16 protein-coding genes are annotated in these 16,308 nt (G+C 70.0%); 14 read left to right on the top strand and 2 right to left on the bottom strand.

Translation table 11 applies throughout. The annotated features are described in order from the left end of the window. Nucleotides 1-172: 172 nt before the first annotated feature. From NLX94_RS04050 to NLX94_RS03995, 12 genes are all read left to right on the top strand, one after another. On the top strand, nt 173-1,162 hold the full coding sequence (locus tag NLX94_RS04050; RefSeq protein WP_254381233.1) for a sugar ABC transporter substrate-binding protein: 990 nt from the start codon (nt 173-175) through the stop codon (nt 1,160-1,162). Then, the gene (locus tag NLX94_RS04045) at nt 1,159-2,214 is read left to right on the top strand and encodes an ABC transporter permease (protein ID WP_254381145.1); all 1,056 of its coding nucleotides are present in this window, start codon (nt 1,159-1,161) and stop codon (nt 2,212-2,214) included. Before NLX94_RS04050 ends, NLX94_RS04045 begins: the two co-directional genes overlap by 4 nt. Continuing rightward, a complete protein-coding gene (locus NLX94_RS04040) occupies nt 2,214-3,077 on the top strand; it encodes an ATP-binding cassette domain-containing protein (RefSeq protein ID WP_254381144.1) in 864 nt (287 codons plus the stop codon). Before NLX94_RS04045 ends, NLX94_RS04040 begins: the two co-directional genes overlap by 1 nt. A gap of 16 nt (nt 3,078-3,093) precedes the next feature. Next, nucleotides 3,094-4,257: an ROK family glucokinase gene (locus NLX94_RS04035; RefSeq protein ID WP_254381143.1), complete on the top strand. Its 1,164-nt coding sequence runs from the start codon at nt 3,094-3,096 to the stop codon at nt 4,255-4,257. Continuing rightward, entirely contained in the window at nt 4,254-4,847 is a 594-nt protein-coding gene (locus NLX94_RS04030) for a hypothetical protein (RefSeq protein ID WP_254381142.1), read from the top strand. Before NLX94_RS04035 ends, NLX94_RS04030 begins: the two co-directional genes overlap by 4 nt. A 33-nt stretch (nt 4,848-4,880) precedes the next feature. Next, nucleotides 4,881-5,513 (top strand): MBL fold metallo-hydrolase, encoded by a 633-nt coding sequence (locus NLX94_RS04025; protein WP_254381141.1) that lies wholly within the window; start codon nt 4,881-4,883, stop codon nt 5,511-5,513. Between the two features lie 30 nt (nt 5,514-5,543). Further along, the gene (locus tag NLX94_RS04020) at nt 5,544-6,323 is read left to right on the top strand and encodes an exodeoxyribonuclease III (protein WP_254381140.1); all 780 of its coding nucleotides are present in this window, start codon (nt 5,544-5,546) and stop codon (nt 6,321-6,323) included. A 91-nt stretch (nt 6,324-6,414) separates the two neighbouring features. Beyond that, the gene (locus NLX94_RS04015; protein ID WP_254381139.1) at nt 6,415-6,855 is read left to right on the top strand and encodes a DUF6278 family protein; all 441 of its coding nucleotides are present in this window, start codon (nt 6,415-6,417) and stop codon (nt 6,853-6,855) included. 107 nt (nt 6,856-6,962) lie between these two features. Beyond that, nucleotides 6,963-7,706 carry an amino acid ABC transporter ATP-binding protein gene (locus NLX94_RS04010; protein WP_254381138.1) on the top strand — a complete coding sequence of 248 codons (744 nt, stop codon included), beginning with the start codon at nt 6,963-6,965 and terminating at the stop codon, nt 7,704-7,706. Between the two features lie 11 nt (nt 7,707-7,717). Continuing rightward, the gene (locus NLX94_RS04005) at nt 7,718-8,623 is read left to right on the top strand and encodes a glutamate ABC transporter substrate-binding protein (RefSeq protein ID WP_254381137.1); all 906 of its coding nucleotides are present in this window, start codon (nt 7,718-7,720) and stop codon (nt 8,621-8,623) included. 17 nt (nt 8,624-8,640) lie between these two features. Next, entirely contained in the window at nt 8,641-9,285 is a 645-nt protein-coding gene (locus NLX94_RS04000) for an amino acid ABC transporter permease (protein WP_254381136.1), read from the top strand. Further along, nucleotides 9,282-10,169 (top strand): amino acid ABC transporter permease, encoded by an 888-nt coding sequence (locus NLX94_RS03995; RefSeq protein WP_254381135.1) that lies wholly within the window; start codon nt 9,282-9,284, stop codon nt 10,167-10,169. Before NLX94_RS04000 ends, NLX94_RS03995 begins: the two co-directional genes overlap by 4 nt. Before the next feature lie 49 nt (nt 10,170-10,218). On the opposite strand, the gene NLX94_RS03990 is transcribed toward NLX94_RS03995, so the two are convergent. Continuing rightward, entirely contained in the window at nt 10,219-11,826 is a 1,608-nt protein-coding gene (locus NLX94_RS03990) for a CocE/NonD family hydrolase (protein WP_254381134.1), read from the bottom strand. A 127-nt stretch (nt 11,827-11,953) separates the two neighbouring features. After that, entirely contained in the window at nt 11,954-13,165 is a 1,212-nt protein-coding gene (locus tag NLX94_RS03985) for an Ig-like domain-containing protein (RefSeq protein ID WP_254381133.1), read from the bottom strand. Between the two features lie 293 nt (nt 13,166-13,458). On the opposite strand from NLX94_RS03985, the gene NLX94_RS03980 reads away from it, so the two are divergent. Both NLX94_RS03980 and murJ read left to right on the top strand, forming a co-directional pair. Next, nucleotides 13,459-14,568, top strand: coding sequence for a peptidoglycan bridge formation glycyltransferase FemA/FemB family protein (locus tag NLX94_RS03980; protein ID WP_254381232.1), 1,110 nt, complete (start codon nt 13,459-13,461; stop codon nt 14,566-14,568). Beyond that, the gene (gene murJ / locus NLX94_RS03975; protein ID WP_254381132.1) at nt 14,514-16,271 is read left to right on the top strand and encodes a murein biosynthesis integral membrane protein MurJ; all 1,758 of its coding nucleotides are present in this window, start codon (nt 14,514-14,516) and stop codon (nt 16,269-16,271) included. The genes NLX94_RS03980 and murJ overlap by 55 nt, the downstream gene beginning before the upstream one ends. Nucleotides 16,272-16,308: the final 37 nt, after the last annotated feature.

The raw sequence follows: 16,308 nt of genomic DNA, 5'->3' as shown, positions 1-16,308 counted from the left end.
GTCCGGGGGAGCTGTCAATCTGTCCCGCTGTGTCCGGCACGGTCCGCAATGGCCCCGATGACCTTGCATGGTGCACTGTGACGGATACTGGGCGGCTGCGGCTTGAAACAAATGACCGTTTTGACGAAAGGCACGGGCAGACGTGGCTAGGGTTCGGACAGGCGTACGCCTCGTGGGCGCGGTGCTCGCGGCGGTACTCGGTGCCTCCCTCGCGGGATGCAGCAGTACGGGCGGCAAGCGCGCCGAGGACCGCGCGAAGGCCGAGGCGGCGGGCCGGCCCGCCGTGTCCACCCCGCGCTGGACCTTCGCGATGGTCACTCACGCGGGAGACGGCGACACCTTCTGGGACATCGTGCAGAAGGGGGCGAAGGAGGCCGCGGCGAAGGACAACATCAACTTCGTCTACGCCCACGACGACCAGGCGCAGCAGCAGGCCCAGTTCGTCCAGAACGCCATCGACCAGAAGGTCGACGGGCTGATCGTCTCCCTCGCCAAGCCCGAGGCGCTCAAGGACGTGCTCGCCAAGGCCGTCGCGGCCGGCATCCCGGTGATCACGGTCAACTCCGGATCCGCCCAGTCCGCCGCGTACGGGGCGCTCACCCACATCGGCCAGGACGAGGAGATCGCCGGCGAGGCGGTCGGCACCGAGCTCGGCAAGCGCGGCCGCAAGAAGGCCGTCTGCGTCCTGCACGAGCAGGGCAACGTGGGCCACGAGCAGCGCTGCGCCGGAGCGAAGAAGACCTTCGCCGAATCCGGCGGGACCATGGAGAACCTGTACGTCGAGGGCACCAACATGCCGTCCGTGCAGTCCGCCCTCCAGGCCAAGCTGCAGGCCGACCCCTCCGTGGACGCGGTCGTCACCCTCGGCGCGCCCTTCGCGCCCACGGCCGTCAAGGCCAAGGAGGCGGCGGGCAGCAAGGCAGAGATCGACACCTTCGACCTGAACGCCTCCGTGGCCCGCGACCTGAAGTCCGGCGCCCTCGGCTTCGCCGTCGACCAGCAGCCCTACCTACAGGGCTACGAGGCCGTCGACCTGCTCTGGCTCTACCGCTACAACGCCGACGTGCTCGGCGGCGGCCGGCCGGTGCTCACCGGGCCGCAGATCGTCACGGGCGCCGAGGCGGCCACCCTGGAGAAGTTCATCAACCGGGGCAGCCGATGACCACCGCCACCCGGCCCCCCGCTCCGGCTCCCGCCCCGCGCGACGAGCGGCTCGCGCCCACCTCGCTGCTGCGCCGCCTGCTCGGCCGCCCCGAGCTCGGCGCCGTGGTCGGCGCGGCCGCCGTCTTCGTCTTCTTCTCCTTCGCCGCCGACAGCTTCCTGCGGGCCTCCAGCCTGAGCACGATCCTGTACTCGGCCTCCACCATCGGCATCATGGCCGTCCCGGTGGCCCTGCTCATGATCGGCGGCGAGTTCGACCTGTCCGCCGGTGTCATGGTCACCACCTCGGCGCTGGTCAGCTCGATGTTCAGCTACCAGATGACCGCGAACGTCTGGGTGGGCGTCCTCGTATCGCTGCTGGTCACCCTGGCGATCGGGTTCTTCAACGGGTTCATGCTGACCCGCACGAAACTGCCCAGCTTCATCATCACGCTCGGCACCTTCCTGATGCTGACCGGCCTGAACCTCGGCTTCACCAAGCTGATCAGCGGCTCGGTCTCCACCAAGACCATCGCCGACATGGAGGGCTTCCCCTCCGCCCGGGCCCTCTTCGCCTCGCAGTGGACCTTCGGCTCGGTCACCCTCAAGGTCACCATCCTGTGGTGGCTGCTCCTGGTCGCCGTCGCCACCTGGATCCTGCTGCGCACCCGCGCCGGCAACTGGATCTTCGCCGTGGGCGGCGGCGCGGACGCGGCCCGCGCGACCGGCGTCCCGGTCGTCAAGACCCGCATCGGCCTCTACATGGGCGTCGCCCTGTGCGCCTGGATCTCCGGGCAGCACATCCTCTTCTCGTTCGACGTGGTCCAGTCGGGCGAGGGCGTCGGCAACGAGTTCCTCTACATCATCGCGGCCGTGATCGGCGGCTGCTTGATGACCGGCGGCTACGGCTCGGCCATCGGCTCCGCCGTGGGCGCCTTCATCTTCGGCATGACCAGCAACGGCATCGTCTACGCCCAGTGGAACCCCGACTGGTTCAAGTTCTTCCTCGGCGCGATGCTGCTGCTGGCCACGCTGCTCAACGCATGGGTCCGCAAGCGGGCGGAGGCGAAGTGATGTCCGAGACCGTGACCACGACCGGGGACCCGGCCGCACCGGCTCTGGTGAAGCTGACCGGCGTCAGCAAGTACTACGGCAACATCCGCGCCCTCCAGGACGTCTCCCTGGAGGTCTCGGCCGGCGAGATCACCTGCGTCCTCGGCGACAACGGCGCCGGCAAGTCCACCCTCATCAAGATCATCGCGGGGCTGCACCAGCACGACGCCGGCACCTTCGAGATCGAGGGCGAGGAGACCGTGCTCGCCAACCCGCGCGCCGCCCTCGACCACGGCATCGCCACCGTCTACCAGGACCTCGCCGTGGTCCCGCTCATGCCCGTCTGGCGCAACTTCTTCCTCGGATCGGAGCCCACCAGGGGCCGCGGCCCCTTCCGCCGCCTCGACGTGGAGCTCATGCGGGAGACCACCCGCGCCGAGCTGCTGCGCATGGGCATCGACCTGCGGGACGTGGACCAGCCCATCGGCACCCTGTCCGGCGGCGAGCGGCAGTGCGTGGCCATCGCCCGCGCCGTCCACTTCGGCGCGAAGGTCCTCGTACTCGACGAGCCCACCGCCGCCCTCGGCGTCAAACAGTCCGGGGTGGTCCTGAAGTACGTGGCCGCGGCCCGTGACGCGGGCCTCGGCGTGGTCCTCATCACGCACAACCCGCACCACGCCCACCTGGTCGGGGACCGGTTCGTGCTGCTCAAGCGCGGCACCATGGCGGGCAGTCACACCCGTGACTCGATCACCCTGGACGAGCTCACCCGGCAGATGGCGGGCGGTTCCGAGCTCGACGAACTGAGCCACGAACTGGAGCGGGTGGCAGAATCAGGACCTGAGAGCGCATCCGGCACCACATCCGGCACCACCGCACCCTGAGGGACGACACGACTCGATGAGCACGTACCGGGACTTCACGCTCGCCCACCGGGGGGCGGCGCGGGGCACCGTCCTGCGGACCATCGGGACCCGTGAGCGCAGGTCGCACCTGACCGCCCCGCGCGTTCCGACCGTCGGCATCGACATCGGCGGCACCAAGGTGATGGCCGGGGTCGTCGACGCCGACGGGGTCATCCTGGAGAAGATCCGGACCGAGACCCCGGACAAGTCCAAGAGCCCCAAGGTGGTCGAGGACACCATCGTCGAGCTGGTCCTCGACCTCTCCGACCGGCACGACGTGCACGCCGTGGGCATCGGCGCCGCCGGCTGGGTCGACGCCGACCGCTCCCGCGTGCTGTTCGCCCCGCACCTGGCCTGGCGCGACGAACCGCTGCGCGACGCGCTCCAGTCCCGGCTCGCGGTCCCGGTCATGGTGGACAACGATGCCAACACCGCCGCCTGGGCCGAGTGGCGCTTCGGCGCCGGCCGCGGCGAGGACCACCTCGTCATGATCACCCTGGGCACCGGGATCGGCGGGGCCATCCTCGAAGGCGGCCAGGTCAAGCGGGGCCGCTACGGGGTCGCCGGCGAGTTCGGCCACATGCAGGTGGTCCCCGGGGGCCACCGCTGCCCCTGCGGCAACCGCGGCTGCTGGGAGCAGTACAGCTCCGGCAACGCCCTGGTCCGCGAGGCCCGCGAGCTGGCCGCCGCCGACTCCCCGGTCGCGTACAACCTCATCGCCCGGGTCGGCGGCAACGTCCACGAGATCACCGGGCCGCTCATCACCGAGCTGGCCCGGGAGGGCGACGCCATGTGCGTCGAGCTCCTCCAGGACATCGGCCAGTGGCTCGGCGTCGGCATCGCCAACCTCGCGGCCGCCCTCGACCCCTCCTGCTTCGTCATCGGCGGCGGCGTCAGCGCCGCCGACGACCTGCTGATCGGCCCGGCCCGCGACGCCTTCCGGCGCCACCTCACCGGCCGCGGCTACCGCCCCGAGGCGCGCATCGCCAAGGCCCAGCTCGGCCCCGAGGCCGGCATGGTCGGCGCCGCCGACCTCTCCCGGCTCGTCGCCCGCCGCTTCCGCCGCGCCACGCGCCGGCGCGTCGAGCGGTACGAGCGCTACGCGCAGTTCGGCCGGCGCGACACCGCCACCGGCCCCGAGGACCAGGAAACGCAGTGACACCGCCGCCCACTCTGCCCCGCCAGGCCCCGTCCCCCGAGGGAGGGTCCGGCGAGCCGACCCCCGTCGAGGACCGCAAGCACGTGGTGCGGCGCCGCTGGATCACGGCGATCATCATCCTGCTGCTGATCGGCGTCCCGGCGGGCTACCTCGCCGTCTCCGCCCAGCAGAGCCGCCAGAGCGGCCGCGACAAGGCCTCCAAGGTCGGCGCCGCCAAGGTCCGCACCGCCTGGCCCTCCAAGGTGCAGCGCAGCATCTACGAGGTCCCGATCCCGGTGAAGGCCTCGCGCGTCGGGTACCTGGAGACCAACAACTGGCACACCAGCCGCCTGTACGTGCAGTTCGGGGTCACCCCGGAGGAGCTCGACACGTTCCTGGCCGAGGTGGGCACGAGCCGCGAGGACCTGACCCCCGGGGTGTCCATCTCCCCGTCCGACACCGCGACCGCGGGCTGGCACTGGGGCTCGAAGGGCAGCTGGTACGGGACCACCCTGGACGCCCCGGACCCCCGGCCCACCCGCGACATCACCGTCGACCTCAGCCACCCCGGCTACCCCAAGGTCTACGTGGTCTCCACGGCCGTCCCGTAGGCCCGGTGGGCCCCGCGCCGCTAGCCTTGGATCATGAAGCTCACCAAGCGGCTGCACTCCTGTGTCCAGCTGGAGAAGGACGGGCTCGTGCTCGTCATCGACCCGGGCGCCTTCAGCGAACCGGACGCCGGGCTCGGCGCCGACGTCCTGCTCGTCACCCACGAGCACCCCGACCACTTCGAGGAGGGCCGGCTGCGGGCCGCCCTCGACGCGAATCCGGCGGCGCAGCTGTGGACCCTGCGCAGCGTCGCGGAGCAGCTCGCCCCCGCATATCCGGGCCGCGTCCACACCGTGGGCCACGGCGACGCCTTCACCGCGGCCGGGTTCGAGATCCAGGTGCACGGCGAACTGCACGCCGTGATCCATCCGGACATCCCGCGGATCACCAATGTCGGCTACCTGGTGGACGGCTCCGTCTTCCACCCGGGGGACGCGCTGACCGTGCCCGGGGCCTCCGTCGAGACCCTCATGCTCCCGGTGCACGCGCCCTGGAACAAGATCGCCGAAGTGATCGACTACGTCCGCGAGGTCGAGCCGCGCCGGACCCTCGCCATCCACGACGCCGGACTGACGGACGTGGTGCTGCCGATCTACGCGAACCAGATCGGCAACCTGGGCGGCGCCGAGTACGGCCGGCTCACCCCGGGGCACGTCGCCGACCTGTGACTGTCGGTGCCGGGCGGTAGGTTGGACGTCATGCGTATCGCCACGTTCAACGTCAACTCGATCACCGCCCGGCTGCCGCGCCTGCTGGCCTGGCTGGAGAGCTCCGGCACCGACGTCCTGTGCATCCAGGAGACCAAGTGCTCCGCCGAGCAGTTCCCGTACGAGGAGCTCCGCGCGCTGGGCTACGAGTCGGCCGTCAACGCCACCGGCCGGTGGAACGGGGTGGCCCTGCTCTCCAAGGTGGGCCTGGAGGACGTGGTCACGGGCCTGCCCGGCGGGCCCGACTACGAGGGGGTCCAGGAGCCCCGCGCCATCTCCGCCACCTGCGGCGGCGTGCGCGTCTGGTCGGTGTACGTGCCCAACGGGCGCGAGGTCGAGCACGACCACTACGGCTACAAGCTGGACTGGTTCCGGGCCCTGTCCGCCGCCGTCGCGGAAGACGCCGCGGGCGAGCGTCCCTTCGCGGTGCTCGGCGACTTCAACGTGGCCCCGACCGACGAGGACGTCTACGACCCGGCGGTCTTCGAGGGTCTCACCCACGTCACCCCGGCCGAGCGGTCCGCCCTGGAGCAGCTGCGTACGGCCGGGCTCTCCGACGTCTTCCCGCGCGCGCTCAAGTACGACCGCCCGTACACCTTCTGGGACTACCGGATGCTGGCCTTCCCGAAGAACAAGGGCATGCGCATCGACCTGGTCTACGGGAACGAGGCCTTCGCCAAGGCCGTCACCGACTCCTACGTGGACCGCGAGGAGCGCAAGGGCAAGGGCGCCTCCGACCACGCCCCGGTCGTCGTGGACCTGGAGGTCTAGTGGTTCCGGGGGACGGCGCGGCCGTCCCCGATCTGTCACAGTCCGCGCGCGTCCTGTCGCCCGGCCGGGATCCGGGTGTCAGGCTGGGGCCATGAACATCCCTTTTCTGGCCAACTGGATCAACCGACACGAAACGGAACCGGGCGCGGGACTCGCCGCGGCCCTCGCGGACGATCCCGAGGGCATCAACGAGATGTTCGCGGAATGCGAGATGCTGCGCGCCCAGGCGCGCTCGGCCGGGCTCGAACTCGACGAGAGCCCGCGCTCGTTGGAGGAGATCGACCAGCTGATGCCGCGCTGGCGCCGGGATCCCGAGATCACCCCGTGGCTCGGCAACGACGCGGGCTTCTACCTCGGGACCGTGATCATCCGCTCCGTTCCGGGCGCTGCCTGGCAGGTGTGGCCCAACGGCCAGCCGATGATCCGGCTGGCCTCGGGGCGCGAGCTGAACGTGGTCGAGTCGGGGGTGTCCTGGGCGATGACGGGATCCCCCGAGCTCAGCCAGGCGTACGCCGAGGCCTCGGAAGGCTGACCTCGCAGCCCTTTATGCGGCTTTTAGGCGTGTCGCGGTGAAGTGCCCTTCCGCGGCTGGATAGTTTGCGCTGACCTCGACACACCGACAAGTGGGCAGGGCAGCGTATGGCCGTCGATCCGTTGATCGAGCTGCGGGAAGTCAACAAGCACTTCGGACAACTGCACGTCCTCCAGGACATCAACCTCACCGTCGGCCGCGGGGAGGTGGTGGTGGTCATCGGCCCCTCCGGCTCCGGGAAATCGACCCTGTGCCGGGCGATCAACCGGCTGGAGACCATCGAGTCGGGCACGATCACGCTCGACGGGAAGCCGCTCCCGGCCGAGGGCAAGGAGCTCGCCGCGCTCCGCGCGGACGTGGGGATGGTCTTCCAGTCCTTCAACCTCTTCGCGCACAAGACGGTCCTCGCCAACGTCTCCCTCGCCCAGATCAAGGTCAGGAAGCGGGGCAAGGACGAGGCGGACAAGCGCTCCCGCGAGCTGCTGGAGCGGGTCGGCCTCGCGAACCAGGCCGAGAAGTTCCCGGCGCAGCTCTCCGGCGGCCAGCAGCAGCGCGTGGCCATCGCCCGCGCCCTCGCCATGAACCCCAAGGCCCTCCTCTTCGACGAGCCCACCTCCGCGCTCGACCCGGAGATGATCAACGAGGTGCTGGAGGTCATGCAGCAGCTCGCGGCGGAGGGCATGACCATGGTCGTGGTCACGCACGAGATGGGCTTCGCCCGCTCCGCCGCCAACCGCGTCGTGTTCATGGCCGACGGGAGGATCGTCGAGGACCGGACCCCGGAGGCCTTCTTCACCGCCCCCGAGAGCGACCGGGCCAAGGACTTCCTCTCCAAGATCCTCAAGCACTGAGGGGCGGCCCGATGAAGCACACCCTGCGCGTACTGGCCGTGGCCGCGTTGCTGCTGGCCGCCACCGCCTGCGGGAAGTCCGGCAGTCCGCCGGTCAAGGGCCCGCAGCCCGAGGACCTGCCCGTCTACCAGGTCGCCACCGGCTTCCAGCTGCCCGACTCCCCGACCTGGGAGAAGGCCAGGAAGCGCGGCCACCTCGTGGTCGGCGCCAAGGAGGACCAGCCCTACATGGGGGAGAAGGACCCCGCGAGCGGCCGCTACTCCGGCTTCGACATCGAGATCGCCAAGATGATGTCGGCCTCGCTGGGCTTCGACCCCAAGACGATCGAGTTCAAGACCATCGCCTCGGCCAACCGCGAGACGGCCCTGCAGAACGGCCAGATCGACTACTACGTCGGCACCTACACGATCAACGACAACCGCAAGAAGCAGGTCGGCTTCGCCGGGCCCTACTTCCTCGCCGGACAGTCCCTGCTCGTGCGCAAGGGGGAGACGGAGATCAAGGGCCCCGAGGACCTGGCCGGCAAGAAGGTCTGCTCCGCCGCCGGCTCCACTCCCTACCAGCGGCTCCAGAAGGAGTTCCCGCGGGCCGTCCTCGTCGCCTACGACACGTACTCGGTCTGTGTGGACAACCTGCTGACCTACCAGGTCGACGCGGTCTCCACCGACGACTCCATCCTCCTCGGCTACGCGGCCAAGGTGCCCGAGGAGCTCAAGGTGGTCGGCAAGCCCTTCTCCGAGGAGCCCTACGGCATCGGCGTCCCGCGCTCCGACAACGCGCTGCGGTTCGCCCTCGACGACGCCCTCGCCGCGAACGAGAAGAACGGCAACTGGAAGAAGGCCTACGAGGCCACGCTCGGCCTCTCCGGCCAGCCCGCGCCCACGCCGCCGCCCATCGACCGCTACCCGGCGAGCTGAGGGGAGAGCGCACCGCCATGGACGTACTCACCGAAAACTTCTCGCTCTACGGGAAGGGCTTCCTCGGCACCGTGGAACTCACGGTCTACTCCTCCCTGCTGGCCCTGGTCCTCGGCTTCCTGATGGCCTCCTTCCGCGTCGCCCCCGTCGGCTCCTTCCGGGTCTTCGGCACCGTCTGGGTGACCATCCTGCGCAACACCCCACTCACCCTGCTCTTCTTCGCCGTCCTGCTCGGCCTGCCGCGCTTCGGCCTGGTCCTGCCCTTCGAGCTCTTCGCCGTCCTGGCCCTGGGCTGCTACACCTCGGCCTTCATCTGCGAGGCGCTGCGCTCCGGCATCAACACCGTGCCCAAGGGACAGGGGGAGGCGGCCCGCAGCCTCGGCATGTCCTTCGGGCAGACCCTGGGCACGGTCGTCCTGCCCCAGGCCTTCCGGTCCGTCATCCCGCCGATCGGCTCCACGCTCATCGCGCTCGCCAAGAACTCGGCGATCGCCGGGGCCTTCAGCGTCACCGAGCTGCTGGGGACGTACAAGACCCTCAACGAGCTGGGCTACAGCATCATCTGGACCTTCGTCTGGATCGCGGTGGGCTACCTGATCATCACCCTGTCCATCAGCGCGCTGTTCAACGTGCTCGAAAAGCGCTTCGGAGTCGCCCGATGACCGCGCACGCGCTCCGCGGTGACCTGGAGTCCACCGCCCTCTACGACCTGCCGGGCCCGCGCGCCCAGCGCCGCCACCTCTTCTACGGGATCGCCTCGACGGCCGTCATCCTCGGGCTGCTCGGCTGGCTGCTCTACCTGCTCTTCGACACGAACCAGTTCACCGCCGCCAAGTGGAGCCCCTTCACCTACCAGGGCATCCAGGAGCTGCTGCTCAAGGGGCTCTGGAACACCCTCAAGGCCTTCGCCTACGCCTCGGTGCTCTCGCTCCTGCTCGGCGCGGTGCTCGCCACGGGCCGGCTCTCGGTCCACCGGCCGGTGCGCTGGCTGTCCACGCTGTGCGTGGAGTTCTTCCGGGCCATGCCGGTGCTGGTGATGATCTTCTTCATCTTCGTCGCGCTCAAGGTCCAGCCGCTGCCCGCGCTGGTCGCCGGACTGACCCTGTACAACGGCTCGGTGCTGGCGGAGGTCTTCCGGACGGGCATCAACTCCGTCGAGAAGGGCCAGCGCGAGGCCGCGTACGCCCTGGGCATGCGCAAGACCCAGGTGATGACCTACGTCCTGGCCCCGCAGGGGGTCCGGGCGATGCTGCCCACCATCATCAGCCAGCTCGTGGTCGCCCTGAAGGACACCTCGCTCGGCTACCTGATCACCTACGAGGAGTTCCTGCACGCGGGCAAGCTGATCGCCTCCAACCTCGACTACGACCTGCCCTTCATCCCCGTCGTGATGATCATCTCCCCGATCTACATCGGGATGTGCATGCTCCTGTCCTGGTTCGCCACCTGGGTGGCGAAGCGCGAGCGCCGCAATCCCAAGACGAAGGCGGTCGACATCGACATCGACGCGGCCGACCCCGGAACGGCGCTGCCGGGCCGGATCTGACCCGCGGGGCGCACCCCAGAGCCACACCCGGCACGGCAGCAGCCGCGGATCACTGCTCGCGCAGCGGCACCGAGACGTACGAGGGATCGGTGCGCGGCGAGGAGAAGGTCAGCTGCCCGCCGGTCGGGTTGTGCTCGATGTACAGCGGGTCGACGGTGTCGACGACCACCGCGAGGCGGTGCCCGGCGGGGACGTCGTAGGCGGTGGAGAAGAGCTCCAGGTCCACGCCGAAGGGCCGGCCGGCCTGCTGGTCGTGGAAGGTGTACGGGGCGTTGCTGATCAGCTTCCCGATGCCGAGCGGGCCCACGTCGTAGAGGTACGCGACGAAGGTGCCGTCGGACTTCGAGGGGGTGACGGTGGTGTGCAGCTTCACCGTGCCGCGGACCCGGCGCTCCTCCTCGTAGCGCGGGGACTGCCACACGGCGGCGAAGGCGCGGGGGAGCAGCGGGATGGAGGCGGCGGGCGGGGCCTGGGCGATCTGGTCGAGCAGGCTGGAGAGCATGACGATCCCGCCGTTGGCGCCGGAGTCGATGCCGGTGAAGAGGTGCTCGCTGTCGGAGAGCATCAGCTTCTCGGTGCCGCCGGAGCCGACCGACTGCCAGTCGGCGTACCCCTCGTACCCGCCGTCGCTGCGCGGCTTGATCTGCACCGGGGCCTCGGAGTCGATGCCGTTGGCGGTGCCCTTGAGGTAGCGGTCGAACCAGCGGTGGGCGTTGGTCCAGGTGTCGTTGGGCAGTCCGAGGAGCCCCGTCAGCTCGGCGGTGGCGTGGTCGCCGGGGCGGAACTCCAGGCGCTTGGGGCCGGTCAGCTTCTCGAAGAACTTGGCGTACTGGTTGGGCGGGAAGATGGTGTCTCCCCAGGCGTTGCCGAGCATGATCGCGGCGCCGTTGGCGTTGATCTGCTCCACCTTCTCGGCGGCGGAGCGCTTCTTGCCCCACTCGATCATCTGCGGTTCCCGGTCCAGGTTCGAGCCGAGGAAGTCGCCGAGGATCTGCTGGAGTTCGGGGCCGGGGCGCCCGGTGAGGAAGCCGGCGCCGCCGAGCAGGGCGGCGGCCTGGAGGTGCTGGGTGCGGCCGGAGTAGATGGACTCGATGAGATCGGCCCAGCCGCTGAGCGCGACCACGGCCTTGATGCGCGGATCGTTCGCGGAGGCCAGCAGGCTGATGCCCGCGCCGTACGAGACCCCGCCCAGGCCGATGTGTGCGGCGTCGGCCGGGGTGTTGGCGAGCGCCCAGTCGATGACGGCCGAGACGTCGGCGGTGTCCGCGGGGCCGGCGGTCTCGATCTGGCCACCGGAGAGCCAGAAGCCGCGGGAGGTGTAACTGACCACCACGTAACCGGAGTCGGCGAGCTTCTTCGCCTGCGCGATGTATTCGATCTGAGGCATGCCCCAGCTGGTCGGCAGGACGATCAGCGGATACTTCGCGCCGGCCCCGGCGCCCGCCGGGGTGAAGACGTTGCCCTTGAGGGTGATGCCGCCGGAGCCGGGGATGTCGTGGAAGCGGAGTTCCGGTGCGGCTTCCGAGGCTGCCGGGACGGCGGCGGTCGTACGGGTGGGCGCCGCCTGGGCCTGATGGGGGGCCAGGCCCAGGGCGGCTGCTGCCAGTACGGCCGCCATGGCGGTCGCGGTGCTGGTGGTGCGGACCGTGCGGACCATCGATCGCTCCTCGCGTATGCCGGGTGTCAAAGTGACCCGACGGTAACGGGAGGGGCTTACCGGAAGTAACCCGTGAGTAAGTTACGTGCCGGTAACGATTGAATGATGGTCAACTTCACAGAAGTGCTCAGCCCACCTGCGGGGTTCCGGCCAGGGCGCTCTTGCCCTGCCACTGCTCCCAGGTGAGGTTCCACTCGCCGTAGCCGTTGCCGACGTCCGGGTTGCCCTTGGAGCCCTGCCCCACGACCTCGAAGGGATCGCCGGCCTGGGCCGCCGCGAAGAACGCCTTGGCGTTCTCGTCCGACATGCCCACGCAGCCGGAACTGGTGTTGGCGCGGCCGAAGTTGGCGGTGTTCCACGGGGCGGCGTGCACGTACATGCCCGACCAGGTCAGCCGGATCGAGTAGTCGACCATCTTGTCGTAGGAGTCGCCCAGGCCCACCGTCTGGGAGTCCATCCGGATGGTGCCCTCCTTGGCCATCATCACCATCTTCCCGTCCCAGGAGGCCTTCTTGCCGCCGGGCGTGCCCGCCGAGATCGGGATGGTGTTGACGACCTGGCCGCCTTCGGTGACCGTCGCCTTCTTCGTGTCGAGGTCCACCTTCACCTCGCGGTCCTTGCCGATCTTGAACTCGGTGGAGTAGTCCTTGACGAACATCCCGCCCCCGGGGCCGGAGTCGACGCCGTTCAGGTTCATCTGGACCTTCACGTCGGTGCCGGACTTCCAGTACTCCTTGGGCCGCCAGTCCACCCGGTCCTTGCCCGAGTAGTCCTTGATCCAGCCCCAGGAGCCCTCGGTGTTGTTCGAGGTGGTGACCTTCAGCTGCTTCTCGACCGCCGCCTTGTCCTTCACCGGGTTGTCGAAGACGATCGAGACCGGCATGGCCACGCCCACGGTGGTGCCCTTGGGGATGTTGATCGAGACCTTGTTCACCTTGTCGGGAGCCGAGGTCTTGAACGTGGTCGTGGCGCTCTGGCTGTCCGTGTTCTGGGCCTCGACCTTGTAGTCGGCCGAGGGCAGGGCATTGCCCTGCGAGGTCCAGGTCTTCCCGTCGGCGGATATCTGCCCGGCCAGTTCACCGCCCTTGGCGTCCGTGACCTTCACCGCCGCGAGCTTCCCCTCGGCGATCGTCACGGTCACCGGCTGACCCGCCTTGACCTGGTCGCCGGTGAGGTTCACCGAAACCGCCATGTCCGGCTTCTGCTTCATCTCCGCCTTGGCCGCGCCGCCCGAAGCGGCGCCGCCCCCGCAGGCGGCCAGCGAGGCCGCCAGCAATGCGGTTCCGGCCGCCACGGCGGTGCGGCTGCGTACAGAGAAGACCCGGCGTGTGCGGCTCAACGAAAACCCCTCCGAAGTAATGATCGTCCGCAGGAGAAGATGCGAACGGAACAACTCTAGGTTGCGCAAGATGCGGAAAAGATCAGGATTTCGGTTGTGACATGGACCGCAGCAATACGGTCATCGTCCGGTCACAATCGCCGCGCACTGCCGTCATGGACACCTGTGAGAGTCCTGTGCATCCACCGCATTTGGGCGTACAGGACGTACAGGAAGGCCGGTCAGCCGTGTGTGCACTGCTCGTGACCCCCACCCAGCAGTACCCGACCCGAAGCCGGGGCAGCGAGCTCACCGTGCGCACGCTGTCCGAAGCGGAATATCAGGGTTTCCTTTCCAAGCATGGCCGGGCCAGCTTTCTCCAGTACCCGTCCTGGGCCGGAGTAAAGGACCTTTGGCGGTCGGAAAGGGTCGGATGGCACTGTCCCGGCGGTGAAATGGAGGGGGCCGGCCTCGTTCTCTACCGTCAATTCCCCGGCACCCGCAAATACTTCGCCTACCTCCCCGAGGGGCCCGTCGCCGACTGGACCGACCCCGACATCGACCGCTGGCTGACGCCCCTGAAGAACCACCTCAAGGCCTCCGGCGCCTTCGCCGTCCGCATCGGGCCCACCCCCGCCTACCGCCGCTGGGACGCGGCCACCGCCAAGGCCGGCACCGGCCCCGGCCGGCAGATGTCCGACGTGCTCGCCACCGAAGTGGACCCGGTCGGCGCCGCGCTCGCCGACCGGCTGCGCACCCGCGGCTGGAAGCGCTGCGGGGGCGAGGACGACGGCGACGCCCAGCCCCGCCACGTCTTCCGCGTCCCGCTCGCCGGGCGCACCCTCGACGACCTGTGGTCGGGCCTCAACCAGGAGTGGCGGCGCAATGTGCGCAAGGCCACGAAGGCGGGGGTCGAGACGGTCCTCGGCACGGCCGCCGACCTCCCCGAGTTCTACCGGCTGCTGCGCATCACCGAGGAGCGCGACGGCTTCCGGCTCGGTCGCTCGCTCGCGTACTACCAGCAGCAGTACGAGGTCCTGAACGCCGAGGAACCCGGACGCATGCGGCTCTACCTGGGCGTTCACCAGGGCGAGATCCTCGCCGCGCACACCATGATCGTGGCCGGCAGCCGGGTCTGGTACCAGACCGGCGCCTCCGCCGACCACCGCCGCGAGGTCCGCCCCAGCAACGCCCTGCAGTGGCGCATGATGTGTGACGCACATGCACTCGGAGCGGACGAATACGACATGCGCGGGGTACCCTCCACCCTCGACCCCGACGAACGCTCCTTCGGACTGCTGCGCTGGAAGCTCGGCACCGGCGGGCAGGTCGTCGAAACCCTCGGCGAGTGGGAGACCTCGATGGACGGATGCGCCAACACGGCCCTCTACAAGGCGTTCCAGGCGTACATGGCCCGCCGGTGACCCTCGCAGACCCCAGAGCGGCCACGACCGCCACGGAAACAGGGACCCGAACCGACAGCGCAGCACCGGAGAAGACCTCGGTGCTGCGCAGCGGCGCGCTCATGGCCGCCGGCTCGATCGTCTCGCGCGCCACCGGCTTCGTCCGCTCCGCCGTGATCGGCGCCGCGCTGGGCACCGCGCTGCTCGGCGACGGCTACGCGGTCGCCAACACCGTCCCGAACATCCTGTACATCCTGCTCATCGGCGGCGCCCTCAACGCCGTCTTCGTGCCCGAGCTGGTCCGCGCCGCCAAGGAGCACGCGGACGGCGGCGCCGCCTACACCGACCGGCTGCTCACCGCCTGCACGGCCGCGCTGGTGGTGCTCACCGCCGCCGCCGTGGTGGCCGCGCCGCTGATCGTCTCGGCGTACACCGGCTACAGCGGCGGCCAGGAGTCCACCACCGTGGCCCTGGCCCGCTACTGCCTCCCGCAGATCCTGTTCTACGGGCTGTTCACGCTGCTGGGGCAGGTGCTGAACGCCCGCGGCCGGTTCGGCGCCATGATGTGGACCCCGGTCCTCAACAACCTCGTCGTCATCGCCGTCTTCGCGCTGTTCCTCGCCGTCTCGAATGGCTCCGGAGGGACGCTGAGCGCCTCCGACACCCGGCTGCTGGGCATCGGCACCACCGCCGGCATCGTCGTCCAGGCCCTCGGCCTGATCCCCTCGCTGCGCGCCGCCCGCTTCCGCTGGCGCCCCCGCTTCGACTGGCGCGGCAGCGGACTGGCCCGCCCGCTGCGCAACGCGGGCTGGCTCGTCATGCTCGTCCTGACCAACCAGATCGCGTACTGGGTCGTGACCCGGCTCTCCACCACCACCGGCCGGCACGCCGTCGCCGAGGGGGTCGCGGGCGGCGCCGGCTACCTCGCCTACAGCAACGCCTACCTGCTGTGGATGGTCCCGCAGGGCATCGTCACCGTCTCCCTCGTCACCGCCCTCATGCCCCGGATGAGCGCCTCCGCCACCGACGGGGACCTCGCGGCCGTCCGCAAGGACGTCTCCTACGCGCTGCGCTCCAGCGCCGCCCTGGTCGTCCCCGCCGCCGCGCTCTACACGGCCCTCGCCCCCTGGGTGATGGGCGCCGTCTTCGAGCACGGCAAGACCGGCCCCGCCGACGTCGCCGTCATGGCCGGCATGCTCGCCGCCTTCGCACCGGGCCTCATCGCCTACTCCGCGCAGTACGTGCTCTCCCGCGGCTTCTACGCCCTCTCCGACACCCGGACCCCCTTCTTCCTCAACCTCACCATCGCCGCCCTCAACGCCGGGCTCTCGGCCACCGCCTACCTTCTGCTGCCGCCGCGCTGGGCGGTCACGGGCATGGCCGCGGCCTGCTCGGTCGCCTACGCCGCGGGCGCCGCCGTCACCGCGTACGTCCTCGCCCGGAGGCTCGGCCCGCGCACGGGGACCCGTACCGAACGCCGGAGCACCGCCGCACGGACCCACCTGCGGCTCATCGCCGCCTGCGCCCCGGCGGCCGCCGCCGGGTACGCCGCGGCGCGCGCCACGGACCGGTACGCGGACCTCCCCGGGATCCTCGGGAACATCACCGGGGCCGCGGCGGGAACCGCGGTGATCGTCCTCGTCGTCGTACTCCTCGCCCGCCCCCTGCGGATCACGGAGATCACCGACCTGCTGGCCTCCGTACGCCGCAGAACCGGCCGCTAGGCCATACCTGCTGAAGGCCGCCGATATCGGCCGAAAG

It is taken from the genome of Streptomyces sp. TBY4, assembly GCF_024213195.1.
GTDB lineage: Bacteria > Actinomycetota > Actinomycetes > Streptomycetales > Streptomycetaceae > Streptomyces.
This window is presented reverse-complemented; position numbering and strand designations above follow the sequence as displayed.

Coding starts and splice junctions, on each gene's coding strand:
- NLX94_RS03995 (WP_254381135.1), top strand. CDS start 9,282: ATGACCGCGCACGCGCTCCGCGGTGACCTGGAGTCCACCGCCCTCTAC.
- NLX94_RS04035 (WP_254381143.1), top strand. CDS start 3,094: ATGAGCACGTACCGGGACTTCACGCTCGCCCACCGGGGGGCGGCGCGG.
- NLX94_RS04025 (WP_254381141.1), top strand. CDS start 4,881: ATGAAGCTCACCAAGCGGCTGCACTCCTGTGTCCAGCTGGAGAAGGAC.
- NLX94_RS04045 (WP_254381145.1), top strand. CDS start 1,159: ATGACCACCGCCACCCGGCCCCCCGCTCCGGCTCCCGCCCCGCGCGAC.
- NLX94_RS04010 (WP_254381138.1), top strand. CDS start 6,963: ATGGCCGTCGATCCGTTGATCGAGCTGCGGGAAGTCAACAAGCACTTC.
- NLX94_RS04000 (WP_254381136.1), top strand. CDS start 8,641: ATGGACGTACTCACCGAAAACTTCTCGCTCTACGGGAAGGGCTTCCTC.
- murJ (WP_254381132.1), top strand. CDS start 14,514: ATGCGCCAACACGGCCCTCTACAAGGCGTTCCAGGCGTACATGGCCCG.
- NLX94_RS04005 (WP_254381137.1), top strand. CDS start 7,718: ATGAAGCACACCCTGCGCGTACTGGCCGTGGCCGCGTTGCTGCTGGCC.
- NLX94_RS04015 (WP_254381139.1), top strand. CDS start 6,415: ATGAACATCCCTTTTCTGGCCAACTGGATCAACCGACACGAAACGGAA.
- NLX94_RS04020 (WP_254381140.1), top strand. CDS start 5,544: ATGCGTATCGCCACGTTCAACGTCAACTCGATCACCGCCCGGCTGCCG.
- NLX94_RS04040 (WP_254381144.1), top strand. CDS start 2,214: ATGTCCGAGACCGTGACCACGACCGGGGACCCGGCCGCACCGGCTCTG.
- NLX94_RS03990 (WP_254381134.1), bottom strand. CDS start 11,826: ATGGTCCGCACGGTCCGCACCACCAGCACCGCGACCGCCATGGCGGCC.